The sequence below is a fragment of the Mitsuaria chitosanitabida ATCC BAA-476 = NBRC 102408 genome, assembly GCF_001598255.1.
In the GTDB taxonomy this organism is placed as follows: Bacteria; Pseudomonadota; Gammaproteobacteria; order Burkholderiales; family Burkholderiaceae_C; genus Roseateles; species Roseateles chitosanitabidus.
Genome location: NZ_BCYP01000011.1, coordinates 1 through 15,445, shown reverse-complemented (window position 1 = coordinate 15,445; position 15,445 = coordinate 1). Strand labels below are relative to the sequence as shown.

Annotated in this window: 14 protein-coding genes; 8 read left to right on the top strand and 6 right to left on the bottom strand. The window is 71.7% G+C overall.

Annotated elements, in window-relative coordinates; all coding sequences use genetic code 11:
- Positions 1 to 90: 90 nt before the first annotated feature.
- The 8 genes from cydD (at position 91) to MCHT01_RS06900 (ending at position 10,256) form a co-directional block, all read left to right on the top strand.
- A complete protein-coding gene (cydD, locus tag MCHT01_RS06935; protein WP_084452088.1) occupies positions 91 to 1,968 on the top strand; it encodes a thiol reductant ABC exporter subunit CydD in 1,878 nt (625 codons plus the stop codon).
- Complete coding sequence (locus MCHT01_RS06930; RefSeq protein WP_084452086.1) at positions 1,965 to 3,908, top strand: amino acid ABC transporter ATP-binding/permease protein; 1,944 nt, start codon at positions 1,965 to 1,967, stop codon at positions 3,906 to 3,908. Before cydD ends, MCHT01_RS06930 begins: the two co-directional genes overlap by 4 nt.
- A 32-nt stretch (positions 3,909 to 3,940) precedes the next feature.
- Positions 3,941 to 5,524 (top strand): cytochrome ubiquinol oxidase subunit I, encoded by a 1,584-nt coding sequence (locus MCHT01_RS06925; protein ID WP_067064080.1) that lies wholly within the window; start codon positions 3,941 to 3,943, stop codon positions 5,522 to 5,524.
- Between the two features lie 63 nt (positions 5,525 to 5,587).
- The gene (cydB, locus tag MCHT01_RS06920; protein WP_067064079.1) at positions 5,588 to 6,742 is read left to right on the top strand and encodes a cytochrome d ubiquinol oxidase subunit II; all 1,155 of its coding nucleotides are present in this window, start codon (positions 5,588 to 5,590) and stop codon (positions 6,740 to 6,742) included.
- A gap of 72 nt (positions 6,743 to 6,814) precedes the next feature.
- Complete coding sequence (cydX, locus tag MCHT01_RS06915; RefSeq protein ID WP_067064077.1) at positions 6,815 to 6,943, top strand: cytochrome bd-I oxidase subunit CydX; 129 nt, start codon at positions 6,815 to 6,817, stop codon at positions 6,941 to 6,943.
- Between the two features lie 342 nt (positions 6,944 to 7,285).
- A complete protein-coding gene (locus tag MCHT01_RS06910) occupies positions 7,286 to 8,023 on the top strand; it encodes an endonuclease/exonuclease/phosphatase family protein (RefSeq protein ID WP_067064340.1) in 738 nt (245 codons plus the stop codon).
- Positions 8,020 to 9,306: a cardiolipin synthase ClsB gene (gene clsB / locus MCHT01_RS06905; RefSeq protein ID WP_067064076.1), complete on the top strand. Its 1,287-nt coding sequence runs from the start codon at positions 8,020 to 8,022 to the stop codon at positions 9,304 to 9,306. The genes MCHT01_RS06910 and clsB overlap by 4 nt, the downstream gene beginning before the upstream one ends.
- Complete coding sequence (locus MCHT01_RS06900; RefSeq protein WP_067064074.1) at positions 9,303 to 10,256, top strand: lysylphosphatidylglycerol synthase domain-containing protein; 954 nt, start codon at positions 9,303 to 9,305, stop codon at positions 10,254 to 10,256. The genes clsB and MCHT01_RS06900 overlap by 4 nt, the downstream gene beginning before the upstream one ends.
- Positions 10,257 to 10,322: 66 nt before the next feature.
- Here MCHT01_RS06900 and MCHT01_RS06895 read toward each other — a convergent pair whose 3' ends face one another.
- From MCHT01_RS06895 to MCHT01_RS27115, 6 genes are all read right to left on the bottom strand, one after another.
- Positions 10,323 to 11,309, bottom strand: a complete 987-nt coding sequence (locus tag MCHT01_RS06895; protein ID WP_084452082.1) for an ATP-binding cassette domain-containing protein — start codon at positions 11,307 to 11,309, stop codon at positions 10,323 to 10,325.
- Positions 11,306 to 12,181, bottom strand: a complete 876-nt coding sequence (gene ssuC, locus MCHT01_RS06890) for an aliphatic sulfonate ABC transporter permease SsuC (protein ID WP_084452080.1) — start codon at positions 12,179 to 12,181, stop codon at positions 11,306 to 11,308. The genes MCHT01_RS06895 and ssuC overlap by 4 nt, the downstream gene beginning before the upstream one ends.
- Position 12,182: 1 nt before the next feature.
- Positions 12,183 to 13,364, bottom strand: coding sequence for an FMNH2-dependent alkanesulfonate monooxygenase (ssuD, locus tag MCHT01_RS06885; protein ID WP_067064071.1), 1,182 nt, complete (start codon positions 13,362 to 13,364; stop codon positions 12,183 to 12,185).
- Between the two features lie 66 nt (positions 13,365 to 13,430).
- Positions 13,431 to 14,402 (bottom strand): sulfonate ABC transporter substrate-binding protein, encoded by a 972-nt coding sequence (locus MCHT01_RS06880; protein ID WP_067064069.1) that lies wholly within the window; start codon positions 14,400 to 14,402, stop codon positions 13,431 to 13,433.
- Between the two features lie 162 nt (positions 14,403 to 14,564).
- Positions 14,565 to 15,125 carry an NADPH-dependent FMN reductase gene (ssuE, locus tag MCHT01_RS06875; protein WP_067064068.1) on the bottom strand — a complete coding sequence of 187 codons (561 nt, stop codon included), beginning with the start codon at positions 15,123 to 15,125 and terminating at the stop codon, positions 14,565 to 14,567.
- A 46-nt stretch (positions 15,126 to 15,171) separates the two neighbouring features.
- Positions 15,172 to 15,445: hypothetical protein (locus tag MCHT01_RS27115; protein ID WP_218017877.1), on the bottom strand; the 274-nt coding region annotated here is incomplete at its 5' end.

Sequence of the window (15,445 nt, the reverse complement as noted above, 5' to 3'; positions counted from 1 at the left end):
GCGAGCCAGCGGTCGGCCCGTCCCACCGACCGCGCCCCGGCAGTACGCAGTCCCCGGTCCTCATGTCCCCGTCAGCGGAGAGACAGACCCGTGAAGGCCAGCTCCGACTCCAGCCCCGGTGCCCGTCACCGGCCTTGCCCGCCCGCAGGCGCGGCGCCGTCCGATCCGCTCGGCGAGCCGCCACGCGCAGGCGCGGGCGCCTTCGCCCAGGGCGCCGCGGCCTTGCTGTGGATTCCCCAGGCCGGCCTGCTGGCCGGGGCCGTGCAAGACCTGGCCGAGGGCTCGGGCGCGCGCGCGGTGCTGATGCCGGCGGCGCTGATCGCGCTGCTGGGCGTGATGCGGGCGCTGATCGAGGGCTGGGGCGCGCGCCGCGTCTTCGACCAGTCACGCGATTTCCTGACCCGCCTGCGCCGCGCCACGGTGGAGGCCCTCGCCCGTCGCTCCCCGCTGGACCGCGACCGGCCCGCCTCGGGTCTGGCCGCGAGCGCCCTGGCCGAGCAGGCGGAGGCCGTGGTGCCCTGGCTCTCGCGCTACCGCGGCGCGCGCTGGCGCGTGATGCTGGTGCCCCCGCTGATCGCGTTGGCGGTGCTGAGCCAATCCTGGGTGGCCGCGCTGATCCTGATCGTGGCCATGCCGCTGATCCCGCTGTTCATGGCGCTGATCGGCTGGCGCGCCAAGGCCGCGAGCGAGGCGCAGATGGTCGAGCTCGGCCAGATGAACGCCTTCCTGCTGGACCGGCTGCGCGGCCTGTCGACCATCCGGTCGCTGGACGCGGTCGACGCGACCGCGCGGCGCCTGCGGACCTCGGCCGAATCGCTGCGCGAGCGCAGCATGCGCGTGCTGCGCATCGCCTTCCTGTCGTCGGCGGCGCTGGAGCTGTTCTCCGCGCTGGCCGTCGCCTTCGTCGCCGTGTATGTCGGCTTCCACCTGCTCGGCACCTTCCACGTCGGCACCTGGTCCGGTCGCTTGAGCCTGGGTGAAGGCCTGTTCATCCTGATGCTCGCGCCGGCGTTCTTCGAGCCCCTGAGGGATCTCGCCGCCGTCTGGCACGACCAGGCCGCCGGCCAGGCGGCGCTCGCATTGCTCGAGCGGCATCGAGAGGCGGGGTCGCCGCTGCCCGGCGCACTGGACGATGGCGTCGACGAAGCGCGTGAGCCCGCAGCCCCGGGTCGCTTCGATGAGACCGACATCCCGGTCGCTCCCCGCGCTGACGCCCGCATCGGGTCCATCGGACTCGTCGGCCCCATCGCGGTCTCCCTCCGCGGTCTGCGCTTCGCTCACGCCGGGGAGTCACCCCTGTTCGGCGATCACGGGGTGGACCTCGACGTTCATGTGGGCGAGCGCGTCGCCCTCACCGGCGCCAGTGGCGCGGGCAAGAGCACGCTGCTGGCGCTGATCGCCGGACTCGCCACACCGACTTCCGGCACGGTGCGTTTCGGTGGCCCCACCCGCATCGATACCGACGGCGAAGCCGGTGGTCTCTCCGTGCCTACCGCGCGCGGTCGCATCGCCTGGATCGGTCAGCATCCGCATGTGTTCGCGGGCTCGGTGCTGCGCAACGTGACGCTGGATCGCCCCGGGGCGACACGCGCCGATGCCGGCGACGCCATCGCCTTCGCGGGGCTGGACGACGTCCTGAACGCTTCGCTCGACAGCCCGCTCGGCGAGCGCGGTGCCGGCCTGTCCGGCGGCGAGCAGGTCCGGCTGGCGCTGGCGCGCGCCGCGATCGCGCACGACGCCGGACTCGTGCTGGCGGACGAGCCGACGGCCCACCTCGACCCCGACACCGCCGAGCGCGTCACCGACGCGCTGCTGCGACTGGCGCGCGGCCGGACGCTGATCGTGGCGACGCATGACACGGCGCTGATCGAGCGCCTCGATCGGGTCATCACGCTGGCGGCCGACGTCGACGCCGACGCCGACGTCCTCCTCAGCCCCCTCGATGCCAGCGTCAGGAGCGCCGCATGAACCGCGCCAAGCCGGCTCACCGCGCCGACCTCCGCCTCGTGCTGCGCGCGTTCCGACGCGCCGCGGGGACGCGGCTCGCGCTCGGCGTGATCCTCGCGGGGTTGTCCGCGCTGGCGGGCATTGCCCTGCTCGGCTTGTCGGGCTGGTTCATCACCGCTGCCGGCCTGGCGGGCGCGACCGCCGGCGCCGTCGCCTTCAATGTCTTCCTGCCGAGCGCCGGTGTGCGCCTCCTCGCCCTGGGTCGCACCGCCTCCCGCTACGGCGAGCGCGTCGTCACCCACGACGCGACGCTGGCCGTGCTCGCCGCGCTGCGCGAACGCCTCTTCCGCGGCTGGGCGAGACCCGGCGCCGCGCGGCAGCTGCTGCGTCGCCCGGGCCGGCTGCTGTTCCGCCTCACGGCCGACATCGACGCGCTGGAGTCGCTCTACCTGCGCGTCGGCGTGCCGGTCCTGGTCGCCGTGGGCGCGGCCCTGCTGGCCGGCGCCCTCCTCGGCACGCTGGACCCGCGACTGGGCCTCGCGATCGCGGTCTGGCTGACGATCGTCGGGGGCGTCGTGACCGGGATGACCGCGCGCCGCGCCCGCCCCCTGGCCCTGCGCCGCGCCGTCGCGCTGGAGCGTCTGCGCGAGCGCGCCATCGATCTCGTCGCCGGTCAGACCGACCTCGTCATGGCGGGCCGGCTGCGCGCCCAGCGCGATGCGGTGATGGCCGCCGACGCGCGGCTCGCGCGGGCCGATCGCGCGCTGCATCGGCTGGAAACCCGCGCGGGCGGCGCGTTCACCATCGCCGGCAGCCTCACCCTGGCCGCGACCTTGATCGCCGTCGCCGCGCTGATGGAACAGCGCCTCATCGGCGCCCCGGCGGCGGCGTTGGGCCTGCTGGTCGCGCTCGCCGCGATGGAGCCCTTCGCCGCCTTGCGGCGCGGCGCGATCGACGCCGGCCGCGCCGCGCTGGCCGCTCGGCGTCTGGCGCCTCGCCTGGGCGCCACTCCCGCCTCGTTCCGGCCGGCCTCTCTGAGCTCGTCCAGCTCCCCCGCCATCGCCGGCGCGGAAGGCGGGCACCGGCGCGGCGACCAGCGCGAGAAACACGACAAGCGCGACGAGCTCGATGACCACGAGGCCCCGCGCCTTCGCCCCCTGCCCGGTCTCGCGGTCTCGCTGAGCGCGGTCGGCGTCGTTCACGACGGCGCCGATCACCCCGCGCTGCACGCGCTGGACCTGCGCATCGCGGAAGGCGAGCGCGTCGCCCTGATCGGCGCGAGCGGCGCCGGCAAGTCGACGCTGATGGCGCTGATCGCCGGGGAGCTCCCGGCCTCGACGGGCCTGGTGCGCGCGCTGCCCGCCACCTGGATGACGCAGCGCGTGGAGCTCTTCCAGGACTCGTTGGCCGACAACCTGCGCCTCGCCGCCCCACGGGCCGACGATCAGCGACTCTGGCACGCCCTGGGCGATGCCGGCCTCGCCGACGAGGTTCGGCGATTCGCGCGCCAGCTCGACACGCCGCTGGGCGAAGGCGGCCTGGGCCTGTCCGGCGGCCAGGCGCGACGCCTGTCGCTGGCTCGCCTGCTGCTGCGTCCCTCGCCGCTGTGGCTGCTCGACGAGCCCACCGAGGCCCTGGACGCCGACACCGCCGCCGACGTGCTGCGGCGCCTGCGCGCGCCAGCGACGGGCCGCACGCTGCTGATCGCCACCCACCTGCGGCGCGAGGCCGAGTTGGCCGACCGCCTGCTGGTGCTCGACGCGGGCCGGCTCGTCGCCGACCTGGTCCGTGGAACGCCGGCCTTCGACCGCGCGCTGCGCTCGCTGCGGACCGACCGCTCGCCTCCAGGACCGCGGCCCGCGGCGACGCCCGCGCCCTCGCCCGCAATGCGCGCGGCGCCACCTCCTTCACCGTCCCCGTCCCCCCGCCCCGCGCCGCAGACCGCGCCCGGCATCACCTGACCCTCACCGATCCGCCAGGAGGAACCCCCGCCATGGACCTCGACATCGTCGGCCTGTCGCGACTTCAGTTCGCGATGACAGCGCTGTACCACTTCCTGTTCGTGCCGCTCACGCTCGGACTCTCGATCCTGCTCGCCATCATGGAGACGGTCTACGTCATGACCGGCCGTCCCATCTGGAAGCAGATGACCAAGTTCTGGGGCGTGCTGTTCGGCATCAACTTCGCCATCGGTGTCTCCACCGGCCTGGTGATGGAGTTCCAGTTCGGCATGAACTGGAGCTACTACAGCCACTACGTCGGCGACATCTTCGGCGCGCCCCTCGCGATCGAAGGGCTGATGGCCTTCTTCCTGGAGGCGACCTTCGTCGGCATGTTCTTCTTCGGCTGGGAACGCATGTCGCGCCGCGCGCACTGCATCGTGACCTGGCTCACCGCGCTGGGCACCAACTTCTCGGCGCTGTGGATCCTGATCGCCAACGGCTGGATGCAGAACCCCGTCGGCGCCAAGCTCAATCCGCAGACCATGCGCATGGAGGTCAGCAACTTCGCCGAGGTCGTCTTCAACCCCGTCTCGCAGGCCAAGTTCGTGCACACCGTGTCGGCCGGCTACGTGGTGGCCTCGCTCTTCGTGCTGGGCGTGTCGGCCTGGTACCTGCTCAAGGGCCGGCACGTCGACCTGGCCAAGCGCTCGCTGACGGTTGCCGCGGCCTTCGGGCTGGCGTCCTCGCTGTCGGTCGTGGTGCTGGGCGACGAGAGCGGCTACCTGTCCTCCGAGCATCAGAAGATGAAGCTCGCCGCCATCGAGGCCATGTGGCACACCGAGCCGGCGCCCGCCTCCTTCACCGCCTTCGGCTTCCCCGACCAGGAAGCGCGCGAGACCCACTACGCCGTGCACATCCCCTGGGTCATGGGCCTGATCGGCACGCGCTCGCTGACCGAGCAGATCCCCGGCATCCTGGATCTGGTCAAGCTCGCCGAGCAGCGCATCCGCGAGGGCCAGCAGGCCTACGACCTGCTCGAGAAGATCCGCGGGCTGCCGCCCGGCACCGCGGTGCCGGCCGAGATGTGCAAGGCCTTCGACGCGCAGAGTCCGACGCTGGGCTACGCGCTGCTGCTCAAGCGCTACGTGGACGACCCGCGCCAGGCCACGGACGCGCAGATCCAGAAGGCCGCCTGGGACACGGTGCCGCAGGTCGCGCCGCTGTACTGGTCGTTCCGCATCATGGTCGGGCTGGGGATGTTCTTCATCCTGCTGACGGCGACCTTCTTCGTGCTGTCGGCGCGTCGCACGCTGGACCGGCACCGCTGGCTGCTGCGCGTGGCGGTGTGGGCCATCCCGCTGCCCTGGATCGCCGCCGAGTGCGGCTGGATCGTGGCCGAGCTCGGCCGCCAGCCCTGGGCCGTGGAAGGCGTGCTGCCGACCGCCGTCGCCGTGTCCCACCTGGGCGCCGAGACGGTGCTGTTCACGCTGCTGGGCTTCGTCGCGGTCTACACGGTGCTGATCGTGGTCGAGATGAAGCTGATGCTGGGTGCGATCCGCAAGGGCCCGCAGCCCGACGCGCCGCGTCCCGCCAGCGCCGACGTGCCTCTGATCGGCAAGGTGCACACCGCATGAGCGCCGTCCACGCCCGCCGTTCGATCCCGTCCCTCATCCCTCCCGCCCTTTGAGGAGCGACACATGATTCTTCACACGCTCTTGGACTACGACGTCCTGCGCGTCATCTGGTGGCTGCTGCTCGGCGTGCTGCTGATCGGCTTCGCCGTCACCGACGGCTTCGACCTGGGCGTGGGCACGCTGCTGCCCTTCGTCGCCCGCGAGGACGTGGAGCGCCGCGTCGTCATCAACACCATCGGCCCGATCTGGGAAGGCAACCAGGTCTGGCTGGTGCTGGGCGGCGGCGCGATCTTCGCGGCCTGGCCCCACATCTACGCGATGTCCTTCTCCGGCTTCTATCTGGCGATGTTCGCCGCGCTGTTCGCGCTCATCCTGCGACCGGTGGGCTTCAAGTACCGCAGCAAGAAGGAAAGCCCCGCCTGGCGCGCGACCTGGGACTGGTGCCTCTTCATCGGGGGTTTCGTACCGTCGCTGATCTTCGGCGTCGCGATCGGCAACGTGCTGCAGGGCGTCCCGTTCCACTTCACGCCGGACATGCGGATGATCTACGAGGGCTCCTTCCTCGCGCTGCTCAATCCCTTCGCGCTGCTGTGCGGACTGGTCTCGGTGGCCATGCTGGTGATGCACGGCGGCGCCTGGCTGACGGTGCGCACCGAAGGCGCGGTGGCGGAGCGCTCGCGCGCCTTCGCCAGCCTCGCGGCGATCGTCACGGTCGTGCTCTACGCCCTCGCCGGTCTGCTGATCTGGAAGCTGGTGGGGGGCTATGCCTGGACCAGCCCGCTGCCCGAGAACGGCCCGTCGAATCCGCTGATGAAGACCGTGCAATCGGGCGTCGCCGCCGGCTGGCTGAACAACTACGCCGCGCACCCGTGGACCCTCGCCGCGCCGGTGCTGGGCTTCGCCGGAACGCTGCTGGCGCTGGTCGGCCTGCGCGCGCGCTGGCAGGGCCCGACGGTGATCTTCAGCGGGCTGGGCATCGCCGGGATCATCCTGAGCGTGGGCGCCTCGATGTTCCCCTTCATCGTGCCCTCGTCGACCCATCTGGCGTCGGCCCTGACGGTCTGGGACGCTTCTTCCAGCCACTTGACACTGTTCATCATGCTGGTGTGCGCGGTGATCTTCGTGCCGCTGATCCTGATCTACACAGCCTGGGTCTACAGCGTCATCTGGGGCAAGGTGCGACCGCAGGACATCACCCACGGCGACCACGCGTACTGACGCGATCGCTCCACCAACCTCGACGTGGAGCGGGAATCCCGTTCCGCGTCAACGACTTGAAAGGAAGAGCTCATGTGGTACTTCGCCTGGTTGCTGGGCCTGCCGCTGGCGGCGGGATTCGCGGTGCTGAACGCGATGTGGTTCGAGCTGATGGATGACGAGGCGCAGAAGAAGCGCGTGCGTCAGGGCGGCCGCGATTGAGCATCCGTGCGGCATCGCACGCCGGTGCCCGCTGAATCCCCTGAATCGGCGGTGGGACACCGCTGCCCGCGATTGCGGGCCGGGGAATGCGGGTCTAGCATGGGTCGCTCCATGGCCTCTCAGGAGCTTCCCATGCTTGAAGTGATTGGCGCGATTCTGGTGGGCGCCTTCGCCCTCACCTTCGGGGTCCTCTGCGTCGGACCCATGATGCTGACGCCCGAGGAATGAGGCGGTCGCTGACCGCCTGATCCTCCGGGTCGGCCCGGTCCGATCGGCGCCGCGGCGCATAGCGCGTGGCTATCGATCGGGGCGCGGGCACAGGGCTTGCCGCGACGGCAGGTCATGCAACTGACCGTCCTCACCGTCAACCTCCACAAGGGTTTCGGCTTCTTCAACCGGCGCTTCATCCTGCACGAGCTGCGCGAAGCCGTCCGGGCCGTGTCCGCCGACGTGGTCTTCCTGCAGGAAGTCCTCGGCGAGCATGAGCTGCACGCGGCCCGCATCCCCGCCTGGCCGCTGGCCCCCCACTACGAATTCCTCGCGGACAGCCTCTGGTCCGACTTCGCCTATGGGCGCAACGCGGTCTATCCGCAGGGTCATCACGGCAACGCGCTGCTGTCCAAGTTCGCGATCACCCATCACCGCAACCACGACGTCTCCATCGAGGGTCCCGAGCGACGCGGCCTGCTGCACAGCGTGCTGCGCCTGGCCGAGGGCCGCGAGCTGCACGCCATCTGCGTGCACCTGGGCCTGCGCGAGTCGCATCGCCAACGTCAGGTCGAGCGCCTGTGCCAGCTGATCGACAGCCTGCCCGCCGACGCGCCCGTGGTGGTCGCGGGCGATTTCAACGACTGGCGCCAGCGCGCGCACCGCCTGCTGAGCCGCTGCGCGGGTCTGGAGGAGGTCTTCGTCCACGCGCGCGGCGCGGCGGCGCGGACCTTCCCGGCGCGCTGGCCCTTGCTCGCGCTGGACCGCATCTACGTGCGCGGCGCCTCGGTGCGCCAGCCCATCGTGCTGCCGCGACGTCCGTGGTCGCACCTGTCCGACCATGCGCCGCTCGCCGCGGAGATCCGGCTGTGAAGCGCCCGCAATGGACCGCGGGCAACCGCATCGACCTGCTGGAGAACGGGGAGTCCTTCTTTCCCGCCCTCTTCTCCGCGATCGAGTCCGCGCGCCACGAGGTGCTGATCGAGACCTTCATCCTGTTCGAGGACAAGGTCGGGCTCGCCTTGCGCGAGGTGCTCGTCGACGCGGCCCGGCGGGGTGTGCGCGTGGACGTGACCGTCGACGGCTTCGGCTCGCCGGCGCTGTCGGAGACTTTCGTGCGCGGGCTCACCGAGGCCGGCGTCCGGCTCCACGTCTTCGATCCGCCGCCGCGCCTGTCGCGCCGGCTGCGGCCCTTCCGCCGCCTGCACCGAAAGATCGCGGTGATCGACGGCCGCATCGGCTTCATCGGCGGCATCAACTTCTCGGCCGACCACCTGATGGACTACGGTCCCGAATCGAAACAGGACTACGCGGTGCGCGTGCGCGGCCCCGTGGTCGCGCAGCTGCGGCACACGGCGAGGACTCTGCTCGAGCCGGGGGACGAGCCGCGCCGCTGGTGGCCGCCTCGCGGCGCCACGCCCACCGCGCCCGCCTCCCCGCCGCCCGCGGCGGGTCCGGCGAGGGCCGTGGTCGTCACCCGGGACAACCATCGGCACCGCGACGACATCGAGCGCATGTATCGTCTGGCGCTCCATGCCGCCCAGCGCGAGGTCATCATCGCCAACGCCTATTTCTTTCCCGGCTTCCTGCTGCTGCGCAGCCTGCAGCGCGCGGCGCGTCGCGGCGTCGCGGTGCACCTGGTGCTGCAAGGCCAGCCCGACATCCCCTGGGCGCGATGGGCGGCGCGCATGGTCTACGGCCAGCTGATGCGCGCGGGCGTGCACATCCACGAGTACTGCGAGCGTCCGATGCACGGCAAGGTCGCGCTGGTCGACGACGCGTGGGCGACGGTGGGCTCGAGCAACCTGGATCCGCTGAGCCTCTCGCTGAACCTGGAGGCCAACCTGATCATCGAGGACCGCGGCTTCAACCGGGCGCTGCGGGACAAGCTGCAGCCGCTGATGCGCGACAGCTGCCGGCGCCTGCGGGTCGAGGACACGGCGGTCAGGCGCTGGTGGTGGCGCTTCGGCGTCGGGGCGCTGGTCTTCCACGTGTTGCGACATTTCCCGCGCTGGCTGGCCCGTCTGCCGGTGCAGCCCCAGCGCGTGCAGCCGGCGGCCGAGACGCCCGTCGTGGTGCCCGCGCCGTCGACGGGACCGGCGCAGGCCTGGCAATGGCACGGCATGCGGCGGCTGGGCGAGGAAGCGCTCGAGTGAGGGCGGACGGTTCCGCGGCCGACCACCCGCGCCGCGACCCGCCGGCGCGTCGCCCGGGTCGATGGCTGGGCGCGATCTTCGGGATCGCGATCGTCGCGCTGCTGGCCTGGGCGGCGAGCCATGTCGCCTGGGACCAGGTGGGCGATGCGCTGCGCCAGCTCCCGGCCGGCGTCCTCGCCACCGCCGCGGCGCTCTGCGCGCTGAGCCATCTGGTCTACAGCGGCTACGACCTGATCGGCAAACACTGGACCCGGCATGCGGTGCCCGCGCGTCGGGTGATGCTGATCACCTTCATCAGCTACGCGTTCAACCTGAACCTCGGCTCGCTGGTGGGCGCGATCGCGATGCGGCTGCGGCTGTACGCGCGCGAAGGCCTGGCGCAGCCGATCCCCACGCAGGTGCTGGGCCTGAGCCTGGCGAGCAACTGGCTGGGCTATGGCGCGCTCGCCGGCGGCTTGCTGATGGCGGGGTGGCTCGCGCCGCCACCCACGTGGCCGGTGGGCACCGCGGCGCTGCGTGGGCTGGGTGCGCTGATGTGGCTGGTCGTGGTCGGCTACGTGGCCGTCTGCGCCTTCGCGCAGGGACGCGGATTCAGCGTCCGCGGCCATGACATCGTCGTGCCGGGGCCACGCATCGCGCTGATGCAGATCGCGATCTCGGCCGCCAACTGGATGGTGATGGGCGCGATCGTGTGGGTGCTGCTGCGCCAGGGCGTGCCCTACCCGCAAGTGCTGGCCGTGCTGCTGGCCGCGGCGGTGGCCGGCGCGGTCACCCATGTGCCGGCCGGGCTGGGCGTGCTGGAAGGCGTGTTCATCGCCTTGCTCGGACCGACGCTCGGCCATGGCCAGGTGCTGGCCGGCTTGATCGCATACCGGGCGCTGTACTACCTCGGACCGCTGCTCATCGCCGCGACGGCGTACTTCGTGCTGGAGGCGCGGGGGCGACGGTGAAGCGACGCCGCATGGGTATGGTCGGACACCACCGGGGCCCACCCGACAGTCCGCCGGCGGCCTCCGTCAGACCGCCCACCGCAGCCGCGGCGCCGGCACGGCGACCGGCAGCCGATCCCGCTCGAAGGGCGGCGCGCGCTCGTCGCGATCAGGCGTGCTCAGCACCCGATCGAGCAGGTGCTGCTCCAGCGCCGCGAACACCGCATCGCGGCGGCGTGGGCGCGGGAGGTCGATGCGCAGGTCCAGCGCAAGACCCCCCTCCTCGATCAACAGCACCCGGTCCGCCAGCGCCACCGCCTCGGCCACGTCGTGCGTGACCAGCAGCGCGGTGAAACCGTGGCGCGTCCAGACGCGCTCGATCAGACGCTGCATGTCGATGCGGGTGAGCGCGTCCAGCGCGCCCAGCGGCTCGTCGAGCAGCAGCAGCTTTGGCGCATGCACGAGCGCCCGCGCCAGGGCGACGCGTTGACGCTGGCCGCCGGACAGGCGGGCGGGCCACTCGTTCGCGCGATCGGCGAGGCCGACCTGCGCCAGCGCCTCCAGCGCCCGGTCCCGCGCGTCCTCGCCCGCCAGGCCGAGGGCGACGTTGTCGACCACCCGCGCCCAGGGCAGCAGGCGCGCGTCCTGGAACATGAAGCGCGTGTCCGACGTCTCGCCGGCCTCCAGCGTTCCGGCGCTCGGCGCGTCGAGTCCGGCCAGCAACCGCAACAAGGTGCTCTTGCCGCAGCCGCTGCGGCCGATCACCGCGACGAACTCGCCCGCACCGACCCGCAGGTCCAGGTCGCGCAAGACCTGGCGCTCGCCGAAGGACTTGCCCAGACCTTCGAGCGACACGCCTTGGCCGCCGCGTGGCGACAGGGAGGACCGCGCGGTGGTCACGGCAGGAGCGCCGGCGGGCGGCGCGTCGGCGGGCGATGCGTCGAGGGTCTCCGCGTCGGCCTCGCGATGGCTCCCTCGCCTCGCCGGCGCGACCGCCCGATCCGGCTCGGGCAGCGCCGCGGGTTGGGAATCCTGCCAGTCGTGCAGGACGTCGATCTCGGTCACGCTGATCATGATGAGTACCCCGGATGCCAGCGCAGCCAGGCGCGCTCCAGCGCCTGTGCCGCGACGTCGGCCAGCTTGCCCAGCAGCGCGTAGATCAGGATGCCCACCAGCACCACGTCCGTCTGCAGGAACTCGCGCGCGTTCATCGTCATGTAGCCGATGCCGCTCTGCGCCGAGATGGTCTCGGCCACGATCAGCAGCACCCACATCAGGCCCAGCGAGAAGCGCAGCCCCACCAGGATGGACGCCATCGCCCCCGGCAGGATCACCCGCCGGTACAACGCCCAGCCGCTCAGGCCATAGGAGCGCGCCATCTCGATCAGGTCGCGGTCCACGCCGCGGATGCCGTGGAAGGTGTTCAGGTAGACCGGGAAGAACACGCCCAGCGCGACCAGGAACAGCTTGGCTGTCTCGTCGATCCCGAACCACAGGATCACCAGCGGGATCAGCGCCAGCGGCGGGATGTTGCGCAGCATCTGCAGCGTCGTGTCCAGCGCCGTCTCGGCCCAGCGCTGCGAGCCGGTCAACAGGCCCAGCAGCAGCCCCGCGCCGCCACCGATCGCGAAGCCGATGAAGGCGCGGCCCGTGCTGACGACCATATGCCGCCAGAGCTCGCCCGAGACCGCCAGGTCCCAGGCCGCGCGCGCCACCGCCGAGGGCGCGGGCAGCACCCGCGTCGACAACCAGCCCGCCTGCGCGCTGAGCTGCCACAGCGCCAGCACCGCCAGCGGCACCAGCCAGGGCGCGAGCGGCGCCAGGGGCAAGCCCCGGCTTCGCCCCGCCGCACCAGCGGCGGAGGCGGTCGACGGTGACGCCGATGTCGATGTCGATGCCGCCGGTACCGATCGCGCGGACGCCGACGTCGAGGAAGGCCCGTTCATCTCAGCTCGCCGCGGCCAGCTTGGGCGCGCCGGGGACGTAGTTGTTGGCGACGATCTCGCCGAAGGGCCCCGTCAGCTTGGGCGCGGCCAGCTTCTCGCGCACGTCCAGGGGCAGCAGCGGGAACACCAGCTCGGCGAAGCGATAGGCCTCCTCCAGATGCGGATAGCCGCTCAGCACGAAGTAGTTCAAACCCAGCGCCGCGTACTCCTGGATGCGGTCGGCCACCTGCTGGGGATTGCCCACCAGCGCCGTGCCCGCGCCGCCGCGCACCAGGCCCACGCCGGCCCACAGGTTGGGCGCGATCTCGAGACCGGCGCGGATGTCGTCGCGGTCGAAGCACCCGCGGTGGAGCTCGGCCATGCGCCGCTGCCCGACCGAATCCATCGAGGCGAACTTGGCCTGCGCCGCGGCGATGACATCCTCGTCCAGGTGCTTGACCAGGTCGCCGGCGGCGGCCCAGGCCGCCTCCTCCGTCTCGCGGACGATGACGTGCAGACGGATGCCGTACTCGAGCGTGCGGCCCTTCTCCGCGGCGCGCTGCCGCACCTCGTCGAGCTTCTGGGCGACGGCCGCCGGCGGCTCGCCCCAGGTGAGGTAGGTGTCGACCTGCTCGGCCGCGAGGTCGATCGCGGGGCCCGACGAGCCGCCGAAGAACACCGGCGGATACGGGCGGTTGATCGGGGGATACAGCAGCTTGCCGCCCTTGACCCGCAGCTGCTCGCCGTCGAAGTCGACGGACTCGCCGTCATGGCTGGCGCGCAGCACGTCGCGCCACACGGTGAGGAACTCGGTGGACAGCGCGTAGCGCTCCTCGTGCGGCAGGAACAGGCCGTCCCCGGCCAGCTCCTCGGGGTCCCCGCCGGTGACCAGGTTCACCAGCAGCCGGCCGCCGGAGAGCCGGTCCAGCGTCGCCGCCATGCGGGCCGATTGCACCGGCTGCACCAGCCCCGGCCGCAGCGCGACCAGGAACTTCAGGCGACGCGTGGCCTCGATGAGGCTGGCCGCCACGATCCAGCTGTCCTCGCAGCTGCGGCCGGTGGGCAGCAGCACGCCCTCGTAGCCGAGGCTGTCGGCCGCGATCGCGACCTGCCGGTAGTAGTCGAAGTCGGCCACCCGCGCGCCCTTGGAGGTGCCGAGGTAGCGCGAGTCGCCGTGCGTGGGGATGAACCAGAGGATCTTCATGGCAGGACCTGGAGGGGGTGGTCGATGGAACGGACGTCGAAGGCGTGAACGCGGTGGATCACGCGATCACCGGGTCGCCGTGCGCAGCGAGGCGGGCAGCGCGTCGGCGATGCGGATGGGTTTGGGAATGAGCTTGAGCGCGTGGAAGGCGTCGGCGATCTTCTGCTGCTCGGCGGCGACGGCCGAGGTGATCGGCTGGATGCCGTAGGAGAAGCGGTTCGCGGCGAGTTCGGTCGTCGCGAGGTCCAGGCCGATCTGCGGCGCGAGCAGCTCCGCCACGGCGCGACCGTTCGACGCGGCCCAGCGGTCCAGCTTGCCCAGTTCCTCGATGACGGCCTGCACGACCTGCGGATGCTTGTCCGCGTAGCCGCGCGCGGCCAGATAGAACTGCAGGTTGGACACCACGCCGGTGCCATCGGCGATCACGCGCGCGCCGAGCTGACGTTCGGCCGCGGCGAGGAAGGGATCCCAGATCACCCAGGCATCGACCGCCTTGCGCTCGAAGGCCGCGCGCGCGTCGGCCGGCGGCAGGTAGACGACCTGGATGTCGGTGTACTTGAGGCCCTGCTTCTCCAGCAGCTTGACCAGCAGGTAATGGACGTTGGAGCCCTTGTTCAACGCGACCTTCCTGCCGCGCAGATCGGCCAGGCCGCGGATGGGCGAGTCCTTGGGGACGACCAGGGCCTCGGCCGTCGGCGCGGGCGGCTGGTTGGCCAGGTAGACGAGGTCCGCGCCGGCGGCCTGCGCGAAGATCGGCGGGGCCTCGCCGACGGTACCGAAGTCGATGGAGCCGACGTTCAGTCCCTCCAGCAATTGCGGGCCGGCGGGGAACTCGGTCCATTTCACCGTGACGCCCAGCGGGGCCAGGCGCTTCTCGAGATCACCCTTGGCCTTCAGCACGGTCAGCGTGCCGTACTTCTGGAAGCCGATGCGGAGCTCCGCGGGATTGGCCTGCGCGCGGGCGATCCCCGTCAGGCCGAGGGTCGAGGCAGCCGCGGCAAGGGCCAGGGCGTGACGGCGATGAAGATCGATGCTCATGGGCGGGTACTCGTGGAGGACGGTGGTCGATGAGGGCGTGGAGACCGCGGCGGTCAAGTGGCCTGGCGGTTCGAGGGTCTGGCGGCTCGCCCGCTTCTCGGTCTGCCGGTCTGCCGGTCTGGTGGCAACGATGGCGGCGGCACGCGGCCACGGCCGGGGGATTCAGAGGACGAGTGCGGGCGGTGTGACCGGCGCTGGGCGCGGCGTGCGGTCGAGGACTTGCGCGGCACCCACGGACAGGCGGCGCTGGATCTCGTCGGCGACCTGGTACTCCCCGGTCGGCTGCTTCACGATGTGGGCATCGGCGGCGTAGACCCCGTCGATGTGGGCGCGGGCCCCCAGCGCGGACAGGACCGGCAGCAGGCCGTAGTCGAGCGCGAGCAGATGGGCCAGGCTGCCACCGGTGGCGAGCGTCCAGACCGACTTGCCGGCCAGGCCGTCCTGCGGCAGCAGGTCCAGGAAGATCTTCAGCAGACCGCTGTAGGCCGCCTTGTAGATCGGCGTCGCGATGACGACGGTGCGGGCCTCGGCGACGGTGCGGAGCGCGTCGCGCAGGGTCGCATCCTCGAAATCCGCATGAAGCAGCGGCTGCGCGGGAAGATCGCGCAGCTTCAAGGTGCGGGTGGGAAGGCCGTGGTGGTGGAGACGTTCGGCCGCGGCGCCCAGCAGCGCGCCGGAGCGCGAGTGGAGACTGGGGCTGGCGGCGATGAGCAGGACGGACATGGCGGTCGGGGATGAGGAGTGACCGGGTCATTCTGCGAAGCGTCGGTCATTCACCGAACGAAGCAGAACGTCGATGGATAGGCGTAAATCGGCTATCACGCCTTCCCGGGAGAGGGGCGCGGGAGAGCCCGAAGACCCTCACCCCAACCCTCTCCCGCAAGCGGGCGAGGGAGCCGCCAGCGCTCAGACACCTTCGTTGAAGAGCTGGCGACCAGACGTTGCCATCGCCATCGCCATCGCCATCGCCGTTGCCGTTGCCGTTGCCGTTGCCGTTGCCGTTGCCGTTGCCGTTGCCGTTGCCGTTGCCGTTGCCGTTGCCG